This window comes from Dyella sp., from assembly GCF_036746095.1.
Classification (GTDB): domain Bacteria; phylum Pseudomonadota; class Gammaproteobacteria; order Xanthomonadales; family Rhodanobacteraceae; genus Dyella_B.
Window position 1 is genome coordinate 1 of the sequence record NZ_DAIOEU010000018.1, and the last position, 21,916, is coordinate 21,916.

Annotated in this window: 21 protein-coding genes and 2 pseudogenes; 9 read left to right on the forward strand and 14 right to left on the reverse strand. The window is 61.7% G+C overall.

The features are described from left to right. Positions 1-57: 57 nt before the first annotated feature. The 4 genes and pseudogenes from V7M64_RS09765 to tadA all read left to right on the forward strand — a co-directional run. A pseudogene (locus V7M64_RS09765) lies at positions 58-183 on the forward strand (YgjP-like metallopeptidase domain-containing protein); the annotation flags it as partial. Between the two features lie 206 nt (positions 184-389). After that, the gene (locus V7M64_RS09770; RefSeq protein ID WP_333678948.1) at positions 390-872 is read left to right on the forward strand and encodes a helix-turn-helix transcriptional regulator; all 483 of its coding nucleotides are present in this window, start codon (positions 390-392) and stop codon (positions 870-872) included. 221 nt (positions 873-1,093) lie between these two features. Continuing rightward, positions 1,094-2,149: a HipA domain-containing protein gene (locus tag V7M64_RS09775; RefSeq protein ID WP_333678950.1), complete on the forward strand. Its 1,056-nt coding sequence runs from the start codon at positions 1,094-1,096 to the stop codon at positions 2,147-2,149. A gap of 293 nt (positions 2,150-2,442) precedes the next feature. Next, entirely contained in the window at positions 2,443-2,934 is a 492-nt protein-coding gene (gene tadA, locus V7M64_RS09780; RefSeq protein WP_333678951.1) for a tRNA adenosine(34) deaminase TadA, read from the forward strand. A gap of 73 nt (positions 2,935-3,007) precedes the next feature. Here the strand turns inward: tadA and V7M64_RS09785 are convergent, their stop codons facing one another. Then, on the reverse strand, positions 3,008-3,850 hold the full coding sequence (locus tag V7M64_RS09785) for an NAD-dependent protein deacetylase (RefSeq protein ID WP_333678952.1): 843 nt from the start codon (positions 3,848-3,850) through the stop codon (positions 3,008-3,010). A gap of 224 nt (positions 3,851-4,074) precedes the next feature. Between V7M64_RS09785 and V7M64_RS09790 the strand changes: the two genes are divergently transcribed. Then, positions 4,075-4,512, forward strand: a complete 438-nt coding sequence (locus tag V7M64_RS09790) for a universal stress protein (RefSeq protein ID WP_333678954.1) — start codon at positions 4,075-4,077, stop codon at positions 4,510-4,512. A gap of 6 nt (positions 4,513-4,518) precedes the next feature. Here V7M64_RS09790 and V7M64_RS09795 read toward each other — a convergent pair whose 3' ends face one another. The 3 genes from V7M64_RS09795 to V7M64_RS09805 all read right to left on the reverse strand — a co-directional run bounded on the left by V7M64_RS09795 (position 4,519) and on the right by V7M64_RS09805 (position 7,679). After that, on the reverse strand, positions 4,519-5,343 hold the full coding sequence (locus V7M64_RS09795) for a CHAD domain-containing protein (protein ID WP_333678956.1): 825 nt from the start codon (positions 5,341-5,343) through the stop codon (positions 4,519-4,521). A 183-nt stretch (positions 5,344-5,526) separates the two neighbouring features. After that, positions 5,527-6,888: an alpha-L-fucosidase gene (locus V7M64_RS09800; RefSeq protein ID WP_333678958.1), complete on the reverse strand. Its 1,362-nt coding sequence runs from the start codon at positions 6,886-6,888 to the stop codon at positions 5,527-5,529. A gap of 17 nt (positions 6,889-6,905) precedes the next feature. Beyond that, entirely contained in the window at positions 6,906-7,679 is a 774-nt protein-coding gene (locus V7M64_RS09805; RefSeq protein WP_333678960.1) for an IclR family transcriptional regulator, read from the reverse strand. Positions 7,680-7,871: 192 nt separating this feature from the next. On the opposite strand from V7M64_RS09805, the gene fucP reads away from it, so the two are divergent. Then, positions 7,872-9,149, forward strand: a complete 1,278-nt coding sequence (gene fucP / locus V7M64_RS09810; RefSeq protein WP_333679007.1) for an L-fucose:H+ symporter permease — start codon at positions 7,872-7,874, stop codon at positions 9,147-9,149. Then, positions 9,149-9,502: an L-rhamnose mutarotase gene (locus V7M64_RS09815; RefSeq protein WP_333678962.1), complete on the forward strand. Its 354-nt coding sequence runs from the start codon at positions 9,149-9,151 to the stop codon at positions 9,500-9,502. Before fucP ends, V7M64_RS09815 begins: the two co-directional genes overlap by 1 nt. A 212-nt stretch (positions 9,503-9,714) precedes the next feature. On the opposite strand, the gene V7M64_RS09820 is transcribed toward V7M64_RS09815, so the two are convergent. From V7M64_RS09820 to V7M64_RS09830, 3 genes are all read right to left on the reverse strand, one after another. Further along, the gene (locus tag V7M64_RS09820; protein WP_333678964.1) at positions 9,715-11,016 is read right to left on the reverse strand and encodes an ammonium transporter; all 1,302 of its coding nucleotides are present in this window, start codon (positions 11,014-11,016) and stop codon (positions 9,715-9,717) included. Positions 11,017-11,089: 73 nt separating this feature from the next. After that, positions 11,090-11,428, reverse strand: coding sequence for a P-II family nitrogen regulator (locus V7M64_RS09825; RefSeq protein ID WP_333678965.1), 339 nt, complete (start codon positions 11,426-11,428; stop codon positions 11,090-11,092). 56 nt (positions 11,429-11,484) lie between these two features. Further along, positions 11,485-12,234: a TorF family putative porin gene (locus V7M64_RS09830; RefSeq protein ID WP_333678966.1), complete on the reverse strand. Its 750-nt coding sequence runs from the start codon at positions 12,232-12,234 to the stop codon at positions 11,485-11,487. Between the two features lie 731 nt (positions 12,235-12,965). On the opposite strand from V7M64_RS09830, the gene V7M64_RS09835 reads away from it, so the two are divergent. After that, positions 12,966-13,631, forward strand: coding sequence for an HAD hydrolase-like protein (locus V7M64_RS09835; protein WP_333678967.1), 666 nt, complete (start codon positions 12,966-12,968; stop codon positions 13,629-13,631). Positions 13,632-13,678: 47 nt separating this feature from the next. On the opposite strand, the gene V7M64_RS09840 is transcribed toward V7M64_RS09835, so the two are convergent. The 7 genes and pseudogenes from V7M64_RS09840 to V7M64_RS09870 form a co-directional block, all read right to left on the reverse strand. Beyond that, on the reverse strand, positions 13,679-14,167 hold the full coding sequence (locus tag V7M64_RS09840) for a DoxX family protein (RefSeq protein WP_333678968.1): 489 nt from the start codon (positions 14,165-14,167) through the stop codon (positions 13,679-13,681). A gap of 82 nt (positions 14,168-14,249) precedes the next feature. Next, positions 14,250-15,458, reverse strand: a complete 1,209-nt coding sequence (locus V7M64_RS09845; RefSeq protein ID WP_333678969.1) for an alpha-hydroxy acid oxidase — start codon at positions 15,456-15,458, stop codon at positions 14,250-14,252. Next, a complete protein-coding gene (locus V7M64_RS09850) occupies positions 15,455-16,774 on the reverse strand; it encodes an L-fuconate dehydratase (RefSeq protein ID WP_333678970.1) in 1,320 nt (439 codons plus the stop codon). The genes V7M64_RS09845 and V7M64_RS09850 overlap by 4 nt, the downstream gene beginning before the upstream one ends. A 54-nt stretch (positions 16,775-16,828) precedes the next feature. After that, entirely contained in the window at positions 16,829-17,683 is an 855-nt protein-coding gene (locus tag V7M64_RS09855) for a fumarylacetoacetate hydrolase family protein (protein ID WP_333678971.1), read from the reverse strand. A gap of 15 nt (positions 17,684-17,698) precedes the next feature. Beyond that, positions 17,699-18,445, reverse strand: coding sequence for an SDR family oxidoreductase (locus tag V7M64_RS09860; RefSeq protein WP_333678972.1), 747 nt, complete (start codon positions 18,443-18,445; stop codon positions 17,699-17,701). Positions 18,446-18,546: 101 nt separating this feature from the next. Then, positions 18,547-19,377: pseudogene (locus V7M64_RS09865) on the reverse strand (amidohydrolase family protein); the annotation flags it as partial. Further along, complete coding sequence (locus tag V7M64_RS09870) at positions 19,374-20,402, reverse strand: aldo/keto reductase (protein WP_333678973.1); 1,029 nt, start codon at positions 20,400-20,402, stop codon at positions 19,374-19,376. The gene V7M64_RS09870 and the pseudogene V7M64_RS09865, both read right to left, overlap by 4 nt. A 390-nt stretch (positions 20,403-20,792) precedes the next feature. Between V7M64_RS09870 and V7M64_RS09875 the strand changes: the two genes are divergently transcribed. Beyond that, positions 20,793-21,863, forward strand: coding sequence for a glucokinase (locus V7M64_RS09875; protein WP_333678974.1), 1,071 nt, complete (start codon positions 20,793-20,795; stop codon positions 21,861-21,863). Positions 21,864-21,916: the final 53 nt, after the last annotated feature.

Sequence of the window (21,916 nt, forward strand, 5' to 3'; positions counted from 1 at the left end):
TGATTTCCATCGTCGAAGTATACGGTCAAGCATCTATAGTGTTAACACGCCCTAGTTCATCTGTTGGAGCCGACCCATAACGAGCGTTTCAAGTCGCTGATGCGAACTTTCCTGCCTGAGTGGGAGGCGCGACGACGTGAATTGAACCAGCTGCCGGTTAGGCATGAGGAGTGGGGTTACTGAATAAGCTCGTTCATCGTGTGAGCTTGTCCAAAATCCTTGGTGCAGCCTTTGCTGAGGGAAGCCAGTTCACTGGTCTATCGGAAGAGAGGCGCGAGACCATTCAGCTGTATTTGCCGCTTTGATGCCAATAACCAGTAGCCTGGGCCGGTGAAAAAAAGGATAATATTTTTTCCTTTTTAGCAACTAAAGGTGGTAATATTGCCCCTATGGCCAAGAAAACCGCCCCTTTGCTGCCTGCCACCGAGCTGCGCCTGCAGCAATTCGGCAAGCGCTTGCGCTTGGCGCGCCTGCGCCGACGCCTGACTGGCAAGCAGGTCGCCGAGCGAGCTGGCATGACGCCGGTAACGCTGCGCAGTCTTGAGCGGGGAAGTTCCGGCGTCACGATGGGAGCTTATTTGGCAGTGATGCAAGTGCTGGGTGCAGAAGGGGATCTGGATCTTCTGTTGAAAGACGACCCTATCGGCCGGGATTTGCAAGATGCCTCACTGACACGAAGCCCGCGTGGTGTCAAAAGGAAGGCGACCGCGATACCGCGCACGACAGACTCACCTCCTGTACAACGCGCTCTGAAAAAGAAGGAGCAGGCCACCACTACGGAGTGGGCCGCAGACGGTAACTTCATCAGTGCCGATAGTCTGGCTTCGCTTATAAAGCCACCCGTACCGAACGCGAAGGGGCGCCGGCAATGAGTGACACGTTTATCGCTGCCTATGCTGATTGGTATGAGCTGACCGAACCCCTGCTGCTTGGTCGCCTGTACACGCATCGCGCAGCCGTGCGCGAAGTTTTCGAGTTCGAATTCGATGACGCGGTACTGAAACGACCGGATATGGTCGGGTTCAAACTCGATCCGCGCCTTGGCCTGTACGCGGGCCGCCAATATCCACCGCAAGGCCAAGAAAACTTCGGCATGTTCGCCGATGCCAGCCCGGACCGCTGGGGACGTCTACTCATGCGTCGCCGTTTGGAGCGCGCGCAGCGTGCCGGCTTGGTCGGCTCCAACGCGCGGTTGTACGAGTCGGACTATCTGCTGGGCGTGCATGATATGTACCGCGTAGGAGCACTACGCTTTCGGCGTAACGATCAAGGCCCTTTTCTGGACGATCATCACGACACGGCTGCTCCACCGTTCGTGCAGCTGCGCGCATTGGAAGCCGCAAGCCTTGCACTGGAACGTGACGAACACAACGTGGCTAGCGAGGCGGATCAGTGGTTGCGCATGCTGATCGCTCCGGGTGGTTCGCTAGGTGGCGCACGCCCCAAGGCGAGCGTGGTCGACCCTGAAGGCCAGCTGTGGATCGCCAAATTTCCTAGCGTCCGTGACGAGCACGATGTCGGGGCCTGGGAAATGGTGGTGTACACGCTCGCCAAAGCGTGCGGACTGAACGTGCCTGAAGCGCTGGTTCGCCGTTTCGGCGGTGATCACCACACCTTCCTGGTGAAGCGTTTTGATCGTACGCCCCAAGGAAAGCGGCGGCATTTTGCTTCAGCCATGAACCTCACGGGCCACCAGGATGGCGATGACGCATCGACCGGCGCCAGCTATCTGGAAATGGCGCGCGTGCTGATGACCGATGGAGCGAGTACTGATGCCGATCTGCGCGAGCTGTGGTCGCGCATCGTCTTCAATGTGCTGGTATCCAATACCGATGATCATCTTCGCAACCATGGTTTCTTATTGGAACCTGGCAGAGGATGGGTGCTTTCCCCGGCATTCGATATGAATCCGGTTGCACATGCCAGCGGGCTCAAGCTCAACATCAGCGAAACCGACAACGCTTTGGATCTGGAGCTGGTTCGGTCGGTAGCCCCTTATTTCAGGGTCTCTGCCGAACAAGCCCACACGATTATCTCGAACCAAATACAAATCGTTTCACAGTGGCATGTGCTTGCTGATTCGCTAAAGATCCTGGCAAGAGAACAACAGCAGATGGAAGCGGCCTTTCGCGTTGCTGCGGTCGCCTGAATATCAGGCAGACCCCAACGCAATCCGCATTTTTTTTCACCGTTCCCGCGCACAAGGGAAAGCACCCCAATTGTGCAGCAGTCCGCTGCACAGATTACAGCTTACTATCGAAGACCTGTATGAAACGCGCTGAAATCGAGGAGCAAAAAACCAGTACCTGCTGAACTTGATCTGCCGGCTGCCGGCAATCCTGCGCCAGCCTGGGGAATGAGGAATGCATGCCGCGGGGCGACTATCCACCGCGGCCGGGCGATAATGCCCATATCAGCGCATCCCCTTGAGCTTTCCCAGGCATGACAGACTTGGTCCCGGACAATACGCCATCCCATTTCAGCCCCGAAGACGAAGGCTACATGCGCCGCGCGCTGCAGCTCGCCGCGCACGCGCGCGACGCCGAAAACGAAGTACCGGTGGGCGCAGTGTTGGTGCAGGACGGGCAAATCGTAGGCCTGGGTTGGAACCGCAACATCACCTTGCACGATCCGACCGCGCACGCGGAAATCATGGCCTTGCGCGCGGCAGGCGAAAAACTCGCGAACTACCGCATCGGTGGCGCCACGCTGTATGTCACCCTCGAACCATGCGCGATGTGTTCCATGGCACTCGTGCATGCGCGCGTCGGGCGTGTCGTTTACGGCACCACCGATCCCAAGACCGGTGCTGCCGGCAGTGTGTTCGATACGTTGATTTCCGAGCGCCACAACCATCGTGTCGAGGTGCAAGGCGGCTTGCTGGCAGAGGAATCGGCAACGCTGCTACGCGATTTCTTCCGCGCACGACGTTAGGCATGAACCTGCCTCGTCCCTCTGCGCAGGTTGGAGCGAAACCCCAGCATCCTCATGCCAATAAAGTTGGGATTCATTCCAGCCTACAAAACGCCAGGGCATCAGCGCAGGAACGTTCCACCTTCAGGCTCAACAGCGGATCGGCACGCGTGCGTCCCAGGTTGACGGCGGCAATCGGCTTGCCTGCCTTGGCGGCCGCATGCGCGAAGCGGTAGCCGGAAAACACCATCAAGGATGAGCCGACCACCAGCATCGCATCCGCCGCGTCCAATGCTTGCATGGCGGTTCCCACGCGCTCGCGCGGCACGTTCTCGCCGAAGAACACCACGTCCGGCTTCAGCACGCCGCCACAGTGCGGGCAGGGCGGCACGATGAAGCTGCTGAAATCATGGCCGTCGAGATCGGCGTCGCCATCCGGTGCGTCGATCGCATCGAGCGTGGCCCAGGCCGGATTGAGTTGCAGCAACGTCCGTTGCAAGGCGTGACGCGGCGAACGCGCTTCGCAGTCCATGCAGCGCACCGTATCCAGCCGCCCGTGCAGATCCACCACACGGCGGTTTCCCGCCCGCTGATGTAGGCCGTCCACGTTCTGCGTGAGCAGCAGCTCCAGCTTGCCAAGTTCTTCCAGGCGAGCCAGCGCGCGATGCGTGGGGTTCGGCAAGGCTTTGCCGAAGCGGCGCCAACCCACCAGGCTGCGCGCCCAATAGCGCTTGCGGGTCAATTCCTCGCCCATGAAGGCCTGGTAGGTCACCGGCTGGGAGCGTTTCCAGCTGCCGTCGGCATCACGGTAGTCAGGGATGCCCGAATCCGTGCTGCAGCCGGCGCCGGTCAGTACGAACAGGCGGCGATGCTTGTCGACGAAGCTCTGCAGTTCGTCATCGCTCCCGGTCTGCGGCACCGCTTCTGCCAGCGTCATGATTATCTCTGTGTGTAAGGACTGCCAAGAAATGGGGCGCCGGGTGGATTAACACAAGCGAAAAGCTGCCCGGCTGCCACGAAACATGTTCCATGCCCTGCCGTTTGCGGGGTGTAAAATCCAACTCAAGTCGGGCCAGGTCGGCGATTTGCCTGTCGCAGCCATGGCCGACGCAACCGAAGAAAACAATGCGCTCGGTAGGGTTCTGTCCCGAAGGAGGCATCATGTTTTCGCATATCCTGGTTCCCACCGATGGCTCCGAGCAAGCCATGCATGCCGCGCAAGTCGGTATCGAGTTGGCGCACGCGCTGGGGGCGCGCATCTACGCATTTCATGTGCTGGCGCCGCTTGCTGCGGTGGCGTATTTCTCCGACGTTATCCGGCATGCGCAGGATTCGCACGAGGAGCGCGCCATTACGCGCGCGCAGCAACGGCTGGCGGAGATCGAGGCGATGGCGAACGAGGCTGGTGTGGAATGCCATGGCGGTTATGCATTTGACCGCCGTCCCTACGTAGCCATAGTCGGCGCGGCCAAGATGCAGCATTGCGACTTGATCGTGATGAGCATGCATGGCTACGCCACGCTGGATCGCATGTTGCTGGGCAGCGAAACGAACCGGGTCTTAGGCTGCTGCGATATTCCCGTGCTGGTGTGTCATTGACCGCCTCTACGCATGCGGCTCGGCCTTTGACCAGCTTGCCGATTTCGATTTCAGTTCACGGCGCAATGCCATTACCTTGGCCGACTCCGGCAACGCTTCGACGGCGCCCAGGAAAATCTGGAAATCCTGGCGCCAGCCGAGCTGGTCGGTCAGCATGGAAAGGTATTTGGCCCGTTCGCCATAGCGCTGCGTGCGTGGTTTTTTCATGCCTGCCATGCGGCGCGCCTTGCGCACGAAGTCGAGCTGATAACGCAACGTCCGAGCGCGTCGCCGCCACCGATGCGACGCTGGCGGCGTGCGCAATGCAAGCGCTTTCTTGCGCGCTTTCTTTACGCGCCGCTTGCTGTGCTTGAGGGTTTGCCTGGCCGATGAAGGCCGGATGTCCTGCCATTGAAGTGCCTGGATCGAGGCTGCGATGCGCTGTGCTTCGGCGCGTCGGTGGCGCCACTGCGGATCCTGCTTGAGCGCGGCGTCGATCATCTGCTCGCAACGCTGGTCGAGTGTCTGCAACACCTCGGGCGTTACCGACCTTGCATGGGCCGTCGCCAGCAGTTTCGCCGTGCGTGCCGCGATATAGGCATCACGCATCGGCCCAAGGCTACGCGCCAGTTCCTGTAGGCCCTGATCCACGGCGTCAATCCGCGGTCCCGGTGGTAGCAAGGGCAAAATGCTGCGCAGGCGGCGGCAGGATTTGCGCGCCTCATGGATGCCTTCCTGCCGTTGCTTGCGCATGCCGAGTGCGCGCAGCAATCGGCGGCACTCACGCCCTGCGAGCGTGCCCAGGGCTGAGCCGATGGTGGGCAGGTTGTCGTGCTTGGCTTTGTTGATCATCCCAGGCTGGCTCCGGGAATACGCCCGAGCGTGCTGCCCGGGCGGCCATCATAAGTCGCCGTTGACCTTGTCTGCAGATGTGGGGGCAGTTTGCTGCCGCCGGGGTAGCTAGGATCGGGCACATTACAGCTCATTCCCAGGCCCCGGCTTGCGCCGGGGCGACGAACTGGTAACCCAGGAATATCAGCGTTTCTGCCCAACGTTGAACAACTGGAACTCTCGAATGCGCGGCGTGCAAGCACTCGAAAGAATGTTCAGTCGCACCTTGGCCGCAGTCACCGGCGCAAAGCGATCGATCTTCATGTGGCCGATTGCCTGGGCGCTGGCGACGGCCTTCCACGCGCCGTTCACCCAGGCTTCCATGGCGTATTTCTGCACGCACTGGCCATCGTTCAACCACTCCATCGTCAGTGCATGATCGAACGTGATGGGCTGCGGGAAATTCGCCTCGAGCACGGCATTGCGCGCACCTTCAGGCGCGGACCAGAACGTGTCCTGGTCACCATCCAGTGCGGCGCTGGTATTGGCATCGGTGAAGGCATGTTTGCGCACTAGGTTCTTGTCCGCGCCATAACGCGCCTGCAACGCTTCACCAAATTCCTTCAGCCGCTTCACATCGGCATCCGGCAACAAGCCACGGCGATTCGGCGCCAGGCCAAGCATCAACTGGCCACCGAGGCCCACGCTGTTTTCCCAGATATCCATCAACTCGTCGACGCTCTTGAGCGTCTTGTCGCTATCCGGATGCCAGAACCATTGCAGCTTGTGCAGCGGCGTATCCACTTCCACCGGACGCCAGCGCAAGTCGCCGTGGCGATCGATCACGTTCCAGTTTTCCCCGTGTATATGGCCATCTTCCTGGCCGACCCAGCGAATGTCGCCGTAGCCGAACAGCGCGACGTCGGCAAACACCATCGTGTTCGATTGATAGGTGCGCAGTTCTTCCAGGTATTTCTTGAAGTCGTACACGTGGCCTGCGCTGCCGGCGCCATCCAGCCACCATTCCACCAATGGGCCATAGTTCTGCACGAGCTCGTCCATCTCCGCCATGTAGTACTTGTCGTAGGCGGCCGAATCCTTGTAACGCGGCTCATGGCGATCCCATGGCGATAGATACACGCCGAATGCCATGCCTTCCTTGCGCACCGCATCGGAGGTCATTTTCACCAGGTCGCCTTTGCCGCCCAGCCATGGGCTGTTCTTTACCGAATAATCGGTTTGCGCAGTGGGCCACAAGGCGAAGCCATCATGATGCTTGGCGACCAGCACCAGGTATTTCGCGCCGGCGGACTTGGCCGCGCGCGCCCATTGATCGGGATCGACATGATCGGGGTTGAATACCTTTGGATCGGCCGTGCCATCACCCCATTCGCGATCCAGGAACGTGTTGGTGCCGAAATGCACGATCACGCCGAATTCCAGGTCCTGCCAATGCGTTTGCTGCGGCGAGGGTTTGACGTCGGCAAAGTTCTGCGCCGCGGCGCTGCCGGCGAGGAGGGTGGCGGCCATCGCGGCGGCCAGCAAAACGCTACGGCGTATCTGCATGGTTTCAATACTCGCTTTCAGGTGGTGCGTGGGGAACCGAACTGCAATGCTTCGGAAATCTCACGCGTGGCGTGGAGCAGGGCGGCGATCACGTCGTCCATGCTCTGCGAAGCGTTCTGCTGTTCGATGTAGGGAATGGTCAGTGCGCACACGGCGCTGCCGTGTTGAAGCACCGGTGCGGAAAGATCGGTGACGGCGTCGACCACGTGGCTGCGTTCGCAGGCATAGCCGCGCGTGCGCAACTGGTTCACCAGCCGCATCAGTTTCTTGCGGTCCAGCGCGGGTTCGAAGCGCGTGATCAGGTCCAGCCAACGCTCGCGCGTCTGTTCTTCCTGAAAAGCCAGCAGCACATGCCCGGAAGTGGATTGCGACATCGGGCGGCGATGGCCCACGCGCACCACCAGGGCGACTTCGCCGGGCGGATCGACGCGCGCCACCACCACGATCTGCTCGCCGGACGGCACCACCAGATGGCAGGCCTGGCCGCAGGTATCGGCCAGGTGGTGCATCACCGGCATGGCGGTTTCGATGGCGCTCTTCACCGGCGGCTGCTCCATGCCGAGGCGGAACAAGCGCGGCGTGACCGAGTAACCCACGTCGCCTTCGCCACGGGCGATGTAATCGCGCTCCTCCAGCACTTGCAGCATGCGGAAGATTTCGCCGCGGGAACGCCCCACGCCCTCGGAAATTTCTGCGATGCTCAGCGGGCGGCTCGATCCAGCCAGCAGCTCCAGGATATCCAGCCCCTTGTCGAGCGCCGGGGCGCGATACTTGGGTGTTTGAGTAGCCATGACTCTCCCCTTGTTCGATTTATTCACATCGCGCCATCTTGCCCAAAATCCGACCCATGTTGCAGCGCGACTTGTGCTATCTATGAATAACCGTTTCATATTTGCACAAATGAGCAGGGTCGTCACCCCGGGGACCTGCTGAACGTGTAGGAGAACCAGGTGGAAGCGCAAACCGTGCCCGAAGACGCCCCCATGCCAGCCACCGATGCATCGCAAGCAGGCCGCATCTGGCTGCCGCTGGTGTTGATCGTCAGCCTGTTTTTCCTATGGGGCGGCGCCAACAACCTCAATGACGTGCTGATCGCGCAATTCAAGAAAGCCTTCGTGCTCAGCGATTTCGAAGCTGGGCTGGTGCAGAGCGCGTTTTACCTCGGCTACTTCCTGATTGCCATGCCGGCCGGCATGTTCATGCGCCGCTTCGGCTACAAAAGTGCGGTGGTGTTCGGGCTCATGCTTTACGGCATCGGCGCGCTGCTGTTCTGGCCGGCGGCGGAAAAAGCCACCTACGGCATGTTCCTGTTCGCCTTGTTCGTGATCGCCAGCGGCCTGGCCTTTCTGGAAACCTCGGCCAACCCGTTCGTGACCTTGCTCGGATCACCGCAAACCGCCACGCGCCGGCTCAACCTGGCCCAGGCATTCAATCCGCTTGGCTCGATCGCGGGCATATTGATCGGCCAGCATTTCATTTTTTCCGGTATCGAACACACGCCCGAACAATTGGGCGCGATGAGCGAGGTTGAGCGCACGGCGTACTACGTCAGCGAAACCAAGGCGGTGCAATGGCCATATCTGGTGATCGGCCTGGTGGTACTGGCGTGGGCGGTGCTGATCCTTGCCACGCGTTTTCCCAAAAGCGCGGCACCGCGCGCCGCGGCAACGCCTGCAGCGGGCTCCGGCGTACTGAGCCGGCTGCTGCGCGACAGGTTTTTCATCGGCGCCATGCTGGCGCAGTTTTTCTACGTCGGTGCGCAAGTGGGTGTGTGGAGCTACACCATCCGCTATGTGCAGGCCACCATGCACGGCACGTCTGCAAGGATGGCGGCCAACTTCCTCACCGCCGAGCTGGTTTGCTTCATGGTCGGCCGCTTTGCCGGCGCCGCCTTGATGAAATACGTGGCACCGGTGCGGCTTCTGTTTACGTTCGCGGCGATCAATGTCGTATTGACGCTATACGCGGTGCTGCACCCCGGCAGCAGTGGCGCTTACGCGTTGGCAGCGTGCAGCTTCTTCATGTCGGTGATGTATCCCACCATCTTCGCGTTAGGTGTGGAAGGCCGCAGCGACGATGAACGCAAGCTTGGCTCGGGTTTGCTGGTGATGACCATCATCGGTGGTGCGGTACTCACCGCAATCATGGGCGCTGTCTCTGATCACTCCAGCATGTCCGACGCCATGATTGTGCCGGCCTGCAGCTTCGCCGTCATCGCCTTGTTTGCCTGGCGCCGCCGCACCGTACGGAGTGCCATCTGATGCAACGCCATTACTACGCCCTGGATCTCAAGGACGATGCCGCAGCTATCGCCGAATACGAATACTGGCATCGTCCCGGCGTGGTCTGGCCGGAGATCGTCACGTCCATTCGTGCGGCAGGCATCGAGGACATGGAAATCTTCCGCACCGGCAATCGTTTGGTGATGGTGGTGAAAATGGCCGACGACTTCGTGCCCCCTGCAAAACGGGAGGTGGGTGACGATGAGAAAACGCAGGCATGGGAAGCGCTGATGGATCGCTATCAGCAACGGCTGCCATGGGCCGAAGCGGGGCAGAAGTGGGTGCTAATGGGGCGCATCTTTTCGCTGCAGGAAGCGCTCAAAGCGCTGTGATCGCCGTTGTCCGTGCGCTCGCGCAAAAACATAGGTTGCGGCGAGACGCAGCCGAATCCCAACGTGGCTTGCAAGCATTCGGGAATGTTGGGGTTCGCGTTCCGCTCCCCCAACCTACGCGGCCATCGCTCGTCTCGGATGCATCAGGTTCGCGTATTGCGAGCATATCGAAAAAGGGCTCGACGAACCCTTTTTCGACACGCTATCGCGGCTCAGCTCTCGTAGGCACTCTCGCCGTGCGAGGTGATGTCAAGGCCTTCACGTTCGGCGTCGGCACTCACCCGCAGGCCGAAGATCGCCCTGACCACGAGGTAGGCAAGCACCGAGACCACGCCGCTCCACACCAGGGTCACGCCCACACCCAGCGCCTGGACGCTGACTTGGTGGCCGATGGAGAAATCGGCGGCGCCAGTGCCGCCCAGCGACGGCGCGGTAAACACGCCGGTAAGGATGGCGCCGACGATGCCGCCCACTCCATGTACGCCGAACACGTCCAGTGCATCGTCGGCACGCAGGATCTTCTTCAATCCGGTGACACCCCACACGCACGCCATGCTGGCCAGCGCGCCGATCACCAGCGAGCCCATTGGACCCACTGTGCCGCACGCCGGCGTGATGGCGACGAGACCGGCCACGGCGCCGGAAGCGCCGCCGACCATCGACGGCCTGCCCTTCAACACTGCTTCTATCAGCAACCACGCCAGCATGGCCGCCGCGGTCGCTACCAGTGTATTGATGAAGGCAAGCGCCGCACCCGCATTCGACTCCAGGTTGGAACCCGCATTGAAACCGAACCAGCCTACCCACAGGATCGCCGCGCCGACCATGGTGAAGGTGACGTTGTGCGGCTTCATCGACTGGTGCCCAACGCCGATGCGCGGACCGATCATGTAGGCGCCAACCAGCCCGGCAATGCCGGCGTTGATATGCACAACCGTGCCGCCAGCGAAGTCCAGCGCACCCTTGGCGAACATGTAGCCGCTGGGGCCGTACCAGACCATGTGGGCGATCGGCAGATAGGCGAAAGTGAACCACAGTGCACAAAACACCAGCACCGCGCGAAAGCGCATGCGTTCGGCGAATGCGCCGACGATGAGCGCGCCAGTGATGCCGGCGAAAGTCGACTGGAACACCACGAACACGTATTCCGGCAGGGAAACGCCCGTGGTGAAGGTCGCCGCCAGGGAATCCTTGGTCACGCCCTTGAGAAACAGCTTGTCGAAGTTGCCGATGAAGGCGTTGCCGCCGTTGAAAGCAAGCGTGTAGCCGTAGATCACCCACAGCACCACGATCATCGAGAACACCGTCATCACTTGCATCAACACTGAAAGCACGTTCTTGGAACGCACCAGTCCGCCGTAGAAAAGCGCCAGCCCCGGCACCGTCATCATCAGCACCAGCAGCGTGGAGGTCAGCATCCACGCCACGTCACCCTTGTCCACCACCGGGGTGGCGGTGGCCGCGGCATGGGAATCCGGCGCCAACAGCAGCAGGCATGGCAGCAGTATCGTCATGACCCACGCCGGAATAGTGCGCGCGGGACGGGAAAGCAGCATTTCTTTCATGGAAAGCCTCGCAGAGGGTGGGTTAAAGGGCGTCGGCGTCGAGTTCGCCGGTGCGGATACGCATGACCTGATCCACCGTGCTCACGAAGATTTTTCCGTCACCCACGCTGCCGGTTTTGGCCGCCTGCTGGATGGCATCGAGCACGCCGTCGAGCAACTCGTCGGATACCACCACCTCGATTTTCAGCTTGGGCAGGAAGTCGACGACGTATTCCGCGCCGCGGTACAACTCGGTGTGTCCCTTCTGGCGGCCGAAGCCGCGCACTTCGCTCAGCGTGATGCCGCTGGCGCCGGCGACGGTGAGCGCGTCGCGCACTTCATCAAGCTTGTATGGCCGGATGATGCAAGTGATCAGTTTCATGCAGGTCTCCCGATGGAAAACCGCAGCCGCAAAGGCTGCGGCAATGGCGGTTCAGGTCAGAACGATTTGCTCAGCGTGAGGATGCCGGTGGCGCGGCCGACGAAGTGGCCGTAGGCATTGGTGTAGACGCTCCGCGAGGCATTGGTGTCGTAGTAGCCGAGCGACACCGAATAACCATGGTTGAAGGCCTTGCTCACGCTCACTCGCCAATCGCTGTAGGAGGCGCCGTCGACGTTGTGCACCTTCTGATGGCCTACATGCGCACCCACCGTCCAGCTTGGCGTGAACTCGTAGCTGTAGGAAAGATCGACGTAGCCGCTGTTCTTGCTGTGGGCGAAGCCGAACAGGTTGGTGAACGCATGCGAGTACTTGAGCGTGACGCCCTTGAAACCGATCGATGCATAAGCCTCGGTGGTATAGGGACGGGTAAAACCGCTCGGGTAGGTGCCCGGGTAGTAGTACTCGTAGAGACCGACGTCGTAGCTCCAGTCGCCGGTGATTTTGCCGCGGAAGCCGGTGTAGAAATCGAGTTCCACGCTGCTGGAAATGGGTGCGGCATCGCTGGATGCATCGGAAAGCCAACTGATGTTGCTGCCCCAGGCGCCGACATACCAGCCGCTGGCATGGTCGTATTCGATGCCCGGCTGCACCGCGGGTTTCCAATTGGTCTGGGAAAGCCCGCGGAACAGATAGTCATTGATCACTGCCACGCTTCCCGCCACCGTGCTGACAGGCGCTTCTTCCGCGCTCGCCTGCATTCCCATGGCTGGTGCGATCAGCGCCACAGCCAGTGCAACCTGCCTCATACATCGTTTCATCGGATACTTGTCTCCCGAACGTTTGCCGTGCATGAATGTGGATCGTATGGACGTATAGACGTCCAATGGCCTCCACGCTTGGCCAATCCCCGGGCAGCCACAACCGCGCTCGGTCGCGCAATTGACGACCGAACTTGCCGCGCTGGCAGGCGCGAACATTCCGGGAAACTCCGGCGAAGGCGACAAAGCAAGATTCAAGAAGAAGCGGCCTGACCAAACGGTCGGTCGTGGAGCGGGGACGCTCGCCGGTTCAAGCGCGGCGGGTCGTAATGCTGGCAGTGCGATGGCGAGGTCAAGCAACGGCCACGGCGCGGATGTCGCGCGCGCTTCTCGTTTGATTCCCCGATCTACCAGCCCTGCGGCACAGCGGGCGCGCCATGGGCGCTGCCACAAAAGTGCGGGCCGGAATCCCGACTGCGCTTTGATCCTATTCCCTGATGCTGCTGCATTGCAATACCGTTACACCATCGGCGTTATCACATTTTTTCTTAAGCCCGTTGCACTGCAGCAGTGCGGCGGCGGTTCGGAGGATGCTCGCTGTGCGTAATGTGCTTTCCAGGCGTATTGCGGCAGATGTATTGGAAAAACGGGACGGCAATTCCAGCCGCTATTAGTTAGATAGCGGTGCCCGCCTGATGCTCAGCTTGAATCACGGGTTAAGCCACAACTTCGATTTGTTTCTTACCCATGCGCAGTGGATCGGCTATCACGCAGTTTGGATGATGGTTATCCTCACAGCCATGACCATCGAGCTTGCCATCTTCGATTTCGACGGCACCTTGGCCGACAGCTACCCGGTGTTTGCCGATTCCGTCAACGTGCTGGCGGCACGGCACGGATTCCGGCAGGTGCAACTGCACGAGCAACACACGCTGCGCGGGATGAGTGCGCGGGAATTGATGCGCGAGTTGCATTTGCCGGCGTGGAAAGTGCCGGCCGTGATGGCGGATTTTCGCGGCATCCTGCAGCGGCGCATTCACGACGTGCATCCATTCCCCGGGGTGCTCGATGCCTTGCATGCGTTGCTGGACAAGCGCATGCAGCTGGCCCTGGCCACCTCCAACACGCTGCAGAATGTGACTGCCGTACTGGGGGAGGCGCTGACCAGTCGCTTCGCCACGCTTGAATGCGGCACCAGCCTGTTCGGCAAGTCGCACCGCTTGCGCCGCATCCTCAAGCACACGCGCATGGCCACGACGGAAGCCATCTATGTCGGCGACGAGATCCGCGACGCGGAGGCGGCGAGTGAAGCGGGCATGATGTTCGGCGCGGTGGCCTGGGGCTACACCACGATGGAAGCCTTGCTGCGCACCAAGCCGGGAAGGATGTTTCGGCTGCCGGCGGACATGCTAGAGCTTGAGGGCTGCGATCGTAGGCTGGAATGAACTCCAGCCTTGATTGGCATGGCGATGCCGGCATTTTTCATCCCAGCTTACGCATTGCGCCGCTTGCTGAGCCAGCCATCCAGCGACAGCGGACCCGCTCCGCCGACGCACAAGGCCAGCAGGCAGGCCAGATAGAGCAGGTCGGTCTCGTAACCGGGCTGCCCAAAGTGTGCGCCTGCGGCGTCATACGACATCAACTTGATCGAACTGAAGCCATAAGGCAGGTGCACGGTGAATATGGCGACCAGCAGGACCACGATCATCGGAACGCTGGCCACTGGAACAAAGGCACCCACGAAGATCATCAGGCCGCCCAGCAGCTCGATGACGATCGTCGCCCATCCGAGCAGGTCGGCAAACGGCATGCCGATCGCATGGAGTATTCCAATGAAAGCGTCTGGACCACGCACCAGCTTGGCGTAGCCATGTTCCATGAATCCGAAGCCAGCGATCAGCCTGAGCGGCAGCGCATACCAGCCATAGGGAAGAGGGAGGGGAGCAATCGCGAGTCTACGAAGGAGGTTTGCTTTGGACATGATCCTTACTGCGCTGTAGCGAGTTTCGTCAGTAAGGGCATTCGACGCGGCGTGTGCCGAGGTTACAGACCAATAAGCGTTTTTACTTACGGCAAGGAACGCCCGGGTCCTCGAACTGCGTGTTGACGACAGGGAACAAGCCATCGCCAGGTTTGCGCCAGATGATGTCTGGCGAAATGCTACGCGCATCGGTCTGCCCGGTCAGCGCCATGCTCACGCTCAGCTCTTTGCGGATCAGCTCGATGGCCTTGCTTACTCCGGCTTCGCCCATCGCGCCGAGGCCATAAAGAAAGGCTTTGCCGATCAGTCCGGCATGCGCGCCGCAGGCCAGCGCCTTGAGCAAATCCTGTCCGCTCTGGATGCCGCTATCGAACAGCACCTGCATGCGATCGCCGACCGCCTGCACGATGGAGGGCAGTACGTCGATCGTGGCGGGCGCACCATCTAATTGGCGGCCGCCATGGTTGGAGACGACGATGGCGTCGACGCCAAGGCTAGCCGCGATGCGTGCATCGCGCGGATCGAGGATGCCCTTGATGATCAGCTTGCCGGGCCACAACTCGCGAATCCATTCCAGGTCTTTCCATTCCAGCGTGGGATCGAACTGGTTGGCGATCCACTGCGCCAGCGTGGTGAGGCTGTCGGTGTTCTCGATGCGTCCTTGCAGGTTGCCGAAGGAGCGGCTCGGTGCACGCAGCATGCTCCACGCCCAACGCGGCTTGCTTGCCATGTCCAGGATATTGCGCAAGGTAATCCTGGGCGGCACCGACAAGCCGTTCTTGATCTCGCGATGGCGCTGGCCTTGCACGGTGAGATCGGCGGTGAGCATCAAGGCGGAACATCCGGCGTCCTTGGCGCGCCGGATCAGGTCGCGCGTGAAGCCGCGATCGCGCATCACGTACACCTGGAACCAGAACGGCTTTGCCACTGCGGCGCGCACCTGTTCGATCGAGCAGATCGACATGGTGCTCAGGCAGAAGGGGATGCCGGCTTTTTCCGCCGCACGCGCACCGAGGATTTCGCCAGCACCGTGCTGCAATCCAGTGAGCCCCGTCGGTGCGATCGCCAGCGGCATCGATACCGGCTGGCCGACGATATCGGTGGCCAGCGAACGGTTGTCCACATTGCTCATCACCCGTTGCCGTAACGCAATGCGCTCGAATGCGGCGCGATTGGCGCGCAGCGTGACTTCATCGTATGAGCCGCGATCGGCGTATTCGAAGAAGGCACGCGGCACGCGGCGCTTGGCGAGTTCGCGCAGGTCGGCGACGTTGGTGATCGGTGTCGTCATGGGACGGTTGCGGTATCCAGCGGTTGGCACCACACGGGGCCATCCGGGAAACGATACTGCGCCAGCGTCTCGGTGTGCATCTGCGCGGAAAAACCCGGCGCGGTAGGTACTATGTAATGTCCGTTGCGGATCACCACCGGATCGACGAAATGCTGGTGCAGGTGATCGACGAACTCGATGGCGCGATCTTCCTTCTTGCCGGTGATCGCCACGAAATCGGCCATCGCCAGATGTTGCACCAGCTCGCACAGTCCGACGCCGCCGGCATGCGGATACACGCGCACGCCGAACTTGGCCGCCAGCAGCAGGATCGCCAGGTTTTCGTTCACGCCGCCGACGCGTGCGGCATCGATCTGCACCAGATCCACCGCACCGGCCTGGAACAGCTGCTTGAAGATCACCCGGTTCTGCGTGTGTTCGCCGGTCGAGATCGGCACGGGGGCCACCGCGCGGCGGATCGCGGCGTGGCCTAGCACGTCGTCCGGGCTGGTCGGCTCTTCCACCCATTCCAGGCCTACGTCCTTGAGCCGGCTCAACCAGGCGATCGCATCGGGCACGTTCCAGCGCTGGTTCGCATCGACGGCAATGGCGATGTCCGGCCCCACCGTGGCGCGCGCGAGACGGCAGCGGCGCACGTCGTCTTCCACGTTCATGCCGACCTTGAGTTTGATCGTGCGGAAACCCGCCGCCACCGCTTCGCGCGCCAGGCGCTGCATTTTTTCGTCGGAGTACCCCAGCCAGCCGGGCGAGGTGGTGTAGGCGGGGTAGCCTTCGGCCAGCAACTGCTCGATGCGCGTGGCCTTGCTGGGCGCAGCGGCGTACAGCATGGTCAATGCTTCTTCCGGCGTGAGTGCGTCGGTGAGATAGCGGAAATCAATGGTGGCGACGAGCTGTTCCGGTGTCATGTCGGCAATAAAGCGCCACAGTGGCTTGCCGGCCATGCGCGCGGCAAGGTCCCACGCCGCGTTGACCACGGCGCCGATCGCCATGTGCATCACGCCTTTTTCAGGCCCCAGCCAACGCAGCTGCGAATCGCCGACCATGCGCATCGAAAAGCCGCCGAGATCATTGACGACGTCCTGCAGATCCAGGCCGACGACATGGTCGGCCAGCGCATCGATCGCCGCCTTCTGCACGTCGTTGCCGCGGCCGATGGTGAACGCCAGGCCATGGCCGGCCAGGCCGGGCTGGTCCGTGCGCATGACGACGTACGCCGCGGAATAGTCCGGGTCAGGGTTCATGGCATCCGAGCCATCCAGTTCGCGCGACGTCGGGAAGCGAACGTCGTAAGTATCCAGCGCCGTGATCTTGCTCATCGAGTGGCTGTCCTTGCATCCAGGAAATGTGGTGTGGGTGCGGTCATGCGCGGCTTATCGGTCATTCGGATGCGCGAGCACGCGCTGCCGCTGCGTACCGAGTCCGTCGATGCCCAATTCGATCTTGTCGCCAGGACGCAGATACACCGGCGGTTTCAGGCCCAGGCCGACGCCGGAAGGCGTGCCCGTGCTGATCACGTCGCCGGGCAGCAACGTCATGTAGCGGCTGATGTAGCTCACCAATTGCGCCACGCCGAAAATCATCGTGCGCGTATTGCCGTTCTGGTAGCGATGCCCGTTCACTTCCAGCCACAGGCCGAGCTGCTGCGGATCGGACACTTCGTCGGTGGTGACCAACCAGGGGCCGATCGGGCCGAAGCTGTCGCAGCTTTTGCCCTTTACCCATTGGCCGCCATGTTCGAGCTGGAATTCGCGCTCGGAAAGATCGTTCACCACCACGTAGCCGGCCACGTGCGCCAGGGCGTTTTCCACGCTGACGCTGCGCGCGGTTTCGCCGATCACCACGCCGAGCTCCACTTCCCAGTCGGTTTTCACCGAGCCTTGCGGAATGATCACATCGTCGTTGGGGCCGTTGAGGGCGCTGGTGGCCTTCATGAAAAGAATCGGCTGCTCCGGAATCGGTGCGCCGGTTTCGGCCGCGTGCTCGCTGTAGTTGAGCCCCACGCAGATGAATTTGCTGACGTGCGCCACCGGCGCGCCGTAGCGGTGCTCGCCGGAAACCAGCGGCAAGCTGCGCGGATCGATCGCGGCAAGCCGTGCGCGGCCTTCGCGGCTGAGCGCTTGCGCATCGATGTCAGCGATGACGGCAGACAGGTCGCGCAGTGCGCCGTCCTGGTCGATCAGGCCGGGCTTTTCCTGGCCGGCGGTGCCATAGCGTACGAGTTTCATGGCGTGTCTCTTGGATCAGTTGGACCAGCCGCCGTCGATGACGTGCACGGTGCCGGTGGTGAAGGACGATTCGTCGGAGGCGAGATACAGCGCCAGCGCGGCGATTTCTTCGGGCTCGCCCAGGCGGCCCATCGGCTGGCGCTGCACGAAGCTGCGCCAGTTGCTGTCTTCATCGCCAGCCAGCGCACGCACGCGATCGCCGAGCGAGGGCGTTTTCACCGTGCCGGGGCAGATCGCATTGCAGCGCACGCCGCGCGTGACGTAGTCGGCGGCGATCGAGCGGGTGAGACCGATCACGGCCGCTTTCGTCGCGGTGTAGGCGAAGCGGTTCGGCACGCCCTTGATGCTGGAAGCCACCGACGACATGTTGATGATGCTGCCCTTGCCACGCTCGAGCATGCTGGGCAGCACGGCTTTGCAAAGATGGAACATGCTGTCGACGTTGATGGCGAACGAGCGGCGCCAGCTCACCTCATCGGTATCCAGGATGGTGCCGGCGTGCACGTAGCCGGCGCAGTTGAACAGCACGTCGAACGGTGCGCTTTCGGTGACCAGCGCCTGGATCTGCTCTGCTTGCGTCACATCGAGCGTACGCGTGGCGATCGACGCGTGCTCGGCGGCAAGGCTGGCCAGTGCCTCGGCGTTGATGTCGGTAGCCAGTATCTTCGCGCCTTCTTTTGCAAAGGCGAGCGCCGTCGCGCGGCCGATGCCGGCGCCTGCGGCGGTGATGAGTGCGTATTTGCCTGATAGGCGGCCGCTCATGGGTTTTTCTCCTTGCTTTGGTGCGCGAGCGAAGTCGCTGGGTCCTGGCTTTCGCCGGGACGAGGGTTCAAGGTCTTCGGCTGGGATTCCAGATCGACGTCCAGCGCATAAAAGCGCGCCGCATTGGCCGCAAACACTTGTGCCTGCGCGCCGCCCGCATAGCGCGCGGTCAAGATCATGGCGACGTGCAGCCAGTGCGCATAGCCGGCGCGCATGGTCACCACCGGCCAATCGCTGCCCCACATCAGGCGTTCGCTGCCGAAGTGCGCAAACAGGTCGGCGACATAGGGTTCGATGGCATCTTCATGCACCGGCTCGCCAAGCAGTGTAAGCAGGCCGGAAAACTTGCAATGCAGCGATGGATGCTGCGACAGCTCGTCGATCCAGCACGTCCACTGGTCGAAACGCCCATCATCGATCGCCGGCTTGCCGGCATGGTCCAGCACCACCTTCAACTGAGGATGGCGCTTCAACCGCCGCAGCAGGGCAGGGAAATGACGCATGTCCACCAGTGCGTCGAAGCTGAGACCGGCATCCTGGATGCAATCGAACGCGCGATCGAGCGATGGTTTGGCCAGCCATTCCGGATCGGCAAGGTCCTGCGCCATCGGGCGCAAGCCGCGCAACAGGCCGTTGCCGTCGCGAACCAGCGCATCGATGCTCGCTTCGACGTCGCTCGCTTCCATATCGACCCAGCCGACCACGCCTGCGATGCCGGCATCTTCACGCGCGAGCTCGAACAGATAGCGTGTTTCCGCTTCGGTCGGCGCCGCTTGCACCAGCACGCTGTATCGCACGCCGGCTGCCGTGCGCTGCGCACATAGATCACGTGGCAGAAACGCCCGTTGCAGCATGGCCGGCGCTTGCGCGAGCCAGCCGTAATCGCCGCGCTCGGGTTGCCAGTAATGCTGGTGGGCGTCGACGATGATCATGGCGTCGGCACGCTCTCCTGCAACAGGCCGGCTTCGCGCAGGGCGCGCCATGCGTCGGCGGGAATGGAGGCCTGGATGCGTGCCGCAGCCTGGTCGACTTCCTCGATCGAACGCAAGCCGCACACCACGCTCGCCACCGCCGGATGCGCCAGCGGAAACTGCAAGGCTGCCGCGCCCACGTCGGTATGCGTGCGGGCGAACACGTCATAGAAGCGTTGTGCGCGCGCCACCGTTGCTTCATCGGCAGGCGCGTAGTTGTAGAACTTGCCAGGACCTTGTGCATCGCCAAGCAAGCCGGAGTTGTACGGCCCTGCGGCCAGCACGGCGACACCGCGCGCTTGCGCCTGCGCCATCACGGCGTGGCTGTCTTGCTGCTCGAACAAGGTGTAGCGACCGGCGAGCATGATCACGTCGAGCGGAAAGCGTGGCATCACTTCCAGGCACACCGCTTCTTCGTTCACGCCAATGCCGATCGCGCTACACAAACCTTGTGCACGCAGTTCCGCCATCGCCGGCAGCGCTTCTTCCAGCGCCTGGCGCAAGATCGCTGCGTGATGCTCGCCATGCGTGAGTGCGCCAATGTCATGCAGCAGCAATGCGTCGATATGGTCGGTGCGCAAACGCTGCAGGCTTGCTTCGAACGAACGCAGCACACCGTCGCGGCTGTAGTCGAAGCGCGCGCGATGGCCGTCGACGATAAAGCCATCGCTGTGGCTGGTTTGTTGCGCATCGTCTTCGATCAGGCGTCCCACCTTGGTCGACACGGTAAAGCTCGTGCGCGGCACGCCGCTCAATGCGGTGCCGAGCCTGCTTTCGCTGAGGCCGTAGCCGTAGTAGGGCGCCGTATCGAAATGCCGGATGCCGCGTTGCCATGCATGCGCAATCGTGGCGGTGGCGGATGCATCGTCTACCGATGCGTACAGATTGCCGACCGGTGCGCCGCCGAACGACAGCGCTGAAGCGAGCCAGGCATGTTTCCGAGTGCTGGCTTGGTCCAGATCCGGCTTGGTCGTTGATACCGCCATTCGTCCTCACGATGACTTGCTGAGCCGCCCACGGCAAGGCGGTTTCCTCGCCTTGCCATCCCCTTATCCGCGCATCATCGCGCATCTCTTTACCTGTGTATATATAAACAATTGATTTACAGGTGCTGAGGCCTGTCCTTGTAGGCCAACTGAAAAAAGTTGTTGCAATTGGGTTTTGCTCGATCTAAAACATATATGAAATTCCATTTTGCTAATGAACATGTGGCGGCGAGAGATCGCCAGGCGGGGGCGGGAGAAGGGCAGTCCTATGCGATTTTCGAGAGAAAGGCCCGGCCATGGCGCCGTTTTGGGCGTTCCAGCACGTGGTGTCGAGGCCTGAACAAGATGGCCGCGACCGCGCTACGGCTGGCTCCCCCGACCAATCACCGGATGGCTCTTGGCAATGCGGCTGCCGCAAACGGCTGCGAGGACAGCTTTCTGGCCGCCGATATCGGCGGTACCCATGCCCGGCTCGCCCTGATGACGCGCGCAACGGGGCAACTCCCGAGCATGGCCGCCTATCGGGTCTATCCATGTGCCGATCATCCTCATCTGGAAGACATCGTTCGTTGCTTCTGCGCTGATGTCGGGGTGCAGCCGCGCGAGCTGGTGCTGGCGTGCGCCGGCTACGTGCATGCCGGTTCGGTGATCAACAAAAACCTCGCATGGCCGGTGCTGTTGCATGCGCTGAAAGAGCGGTTGCGGCTGGACCGCGTCTGGTTCCTCAATGATCTGGAAGCGCTCACCTATGCCATCGGCCATGGGGCTGTGAACGATGCCGCCGTGCTGAAAGCGCCGATGGCGAGCGAGGCCGTTGCCGGACCGGTGGTGGTGATTGGACCTGGCACCGGTCTTGGCGCTGCCGTATGGCTGCCAGGCAAACCGTCGCGCGTCATGGCCACCGAGGCCGGGCAGGCGCAACTGGCTGCGCGCATCGGCAGGGAGCAGCAGGTGCTGGCGCATCTGGCGCAGCCCGATACGCACGTCTCGTATGAAACGGTGCTGTCAGGTCCTGGCGTACATCGCATCTACCTCGCGTTGTGCGCCATCCATGATCGCTATCCCTCCTTGCATGAGCCTTCTGCGGTAACCGCCGCGGCCATCGCCGGTCGCGACGAGATAGCGCGCGAAGCGCTCACTTTGTTCTGTGGCTGGCTAGGTTCGTTCGCGGCGGATCTGGCCATGCTCTACAGCGCCACCGGCGGCATCCACCTCGCCGGTGGTTTTCTTTTTCAGATGACCGATTTCTTGCGCAGCAGCCCGGTGCTCGAGCGCTTTCTCGACAAGGGCGTGATGCGTCCGTTCTTGCAAAACGTACCGATCCGCGTGATCGACCACAGCCATCACGGCGTGATGGGCGCAGCAGGTTGGCACGTCGATACGCATAACGACGCTCGTACGGGAGACGAGCGCAACGCCTGCATCGGCCACAACGATGCAGTTTTCACTCCAGGCCGCTGAGCCGGTCGCGGGGACACTCGACAGCCTGGATCAACTAGCAGAAGTACTTAAGC

Bases quoted from the DNA above. Each gene is read 5' to 3' on its own strand.
- V7M64_RS09770 (WP_333678948.1), top strand. From the start codon at position 390: ATGGCCAAGAAAACCGCCCCTTTGCTGCCTGCCACCGAGCTGCGCCTG.
- V7M64_RS09775 (WP_333678950.1), top strand. From the start codon at position 1,094: ATGTTCGCCGATGCCAGCCCGGACCGCTGGGGACGTCTACTCATGCGT.
- tadA (WP_333678951.1), top strand. From the start codon at position 2,443: ATGACAGACTTGGTCCCGGACAATACGCCATCCCATTTCAGCCCCGAA.
- V7M64_RS09785 (WP_333678952.1), bottom strand. From the start codon at position 3,850: ATGACGCTGGCAGAAGCGGTGCCGCAGACCGGGAGCGATGACGAACTG.
- V7M64_RS09790 (WP_333678954.1), top strand. From the start codon at position 4,075: ATGTTTTCGCATATCCTGGTTCCCACCGATGGCTCCGAGCAAGCCATG.
- V7M64_RS09795 (WP_333678956.1), bottom strand. From the start codon at position 5,343: ATGATCAACAAAGCCAAGCACGACAACCTGCCCACCATCGGCTCAGCC.
- V7M64_RS09800 (WP_333678958.1), bottom strand. From the start codon at position 6,888: ATGCAGATACGCCGTAGCGTTTTGCTGGCCGCCGCGATGGCCGCCACC.
- V7M64_RS09805 (WP_333678960.1), bottom strand. From the start codon at position 7,679: ATGGCTACTCAAACACCCAAGTATCGCGCCCCGGCGCTCGACAAGGGG.
- fucP (WP_333679007.1), top strand. From the start codon at position 7,872: ATGCCAGCCACCGATGCATCGCAAGCAGGCCGCATCTGGCTGCCGCTG.
- V7M64_RS09815 (WP_333678962.1), top strand. From the start codon at position 9,149: ATGCAACGCCATTACTACGCCCTGGATCTCAAGGACGATGCCGCAGCT.
- V7M64_RS09820 (WP_333678964.1), bottom strand. From the start codon at position 11,016: ATGACGATACTGCTGCCATGCCTGCTGCTGTTGGCGCCGGATTCCCAT.
- V7M64_RS09825 (WP_333678965.1), bottom strand. From the start codon at position 11,428: ATGAAACTGATCACTTGCATCATCCGGCCATACAAGCTTGATGAAGTG.
- V7M64_RS09830 (WP_333678966.1), bottom strand. From the start codon at position 12,234: ATGAGGCAGGTTGCACTGGCTGTGGCGCTGATCGCACCAGCCATGGGA.
- V7M64_RS09835 (WP_333678967.1), top strand. From the start codon at position 12,966: ATGATGGTTATCCTCACAGCCATGACCATCGAGCTTGCCATCTTCGAT.
- V7M64_RS09840 (WP_333678968.1), bottom strand. From the start codon at position 14,167: ATGTCCAAAGCAAACCTCCTTCGTAGACTCGCGATTGCTCCCCTCCCT.
- V7M64_RS09845 (WP_333678969.1), bottom strand. From the start codon at position 15,458: ATGACGACACCGATCACCAACGTCGCCGACCTGCGCGAACTCGCCAAG.
- V7M64_RS09850 (WP_333678970.1), bottom strand. From the start codon at position 16,774: ATGAGCAAGATCACGGCGCTGGATACTTACGACGTTCGCTTCCCGACG.
- V7M64_RS09855 (WP_333678971.1), bottom strand. From the start codon at position 17,683: ATGAAACTCGTACGCTATGGCACCGCCGGCCAGGAAAAGCCCGGCCTG.
- V7M64_RS09860 (WP_333678972.1), bottom strand. From the start codon at position 18,445: ATGAGCGGCCGCCTATCAGGCAAATACGCACTCATCACCGCCGCAGGC.
- V7M64_RS09870 (WP_333678973.1), bottom strand. From the start codon at position 20,402: ATGGCGGTATCAACGACCAAGCCGGATCTGGACCAAGCCAGCACTCGG.
- V7M64_RS09875 (WP_333678974.1), top strand. From the start codon at position 20,793: ATGGCTCTTGGCAATGCGGCTGCCGCAAACGGCTGCGAGGACAGCTTT.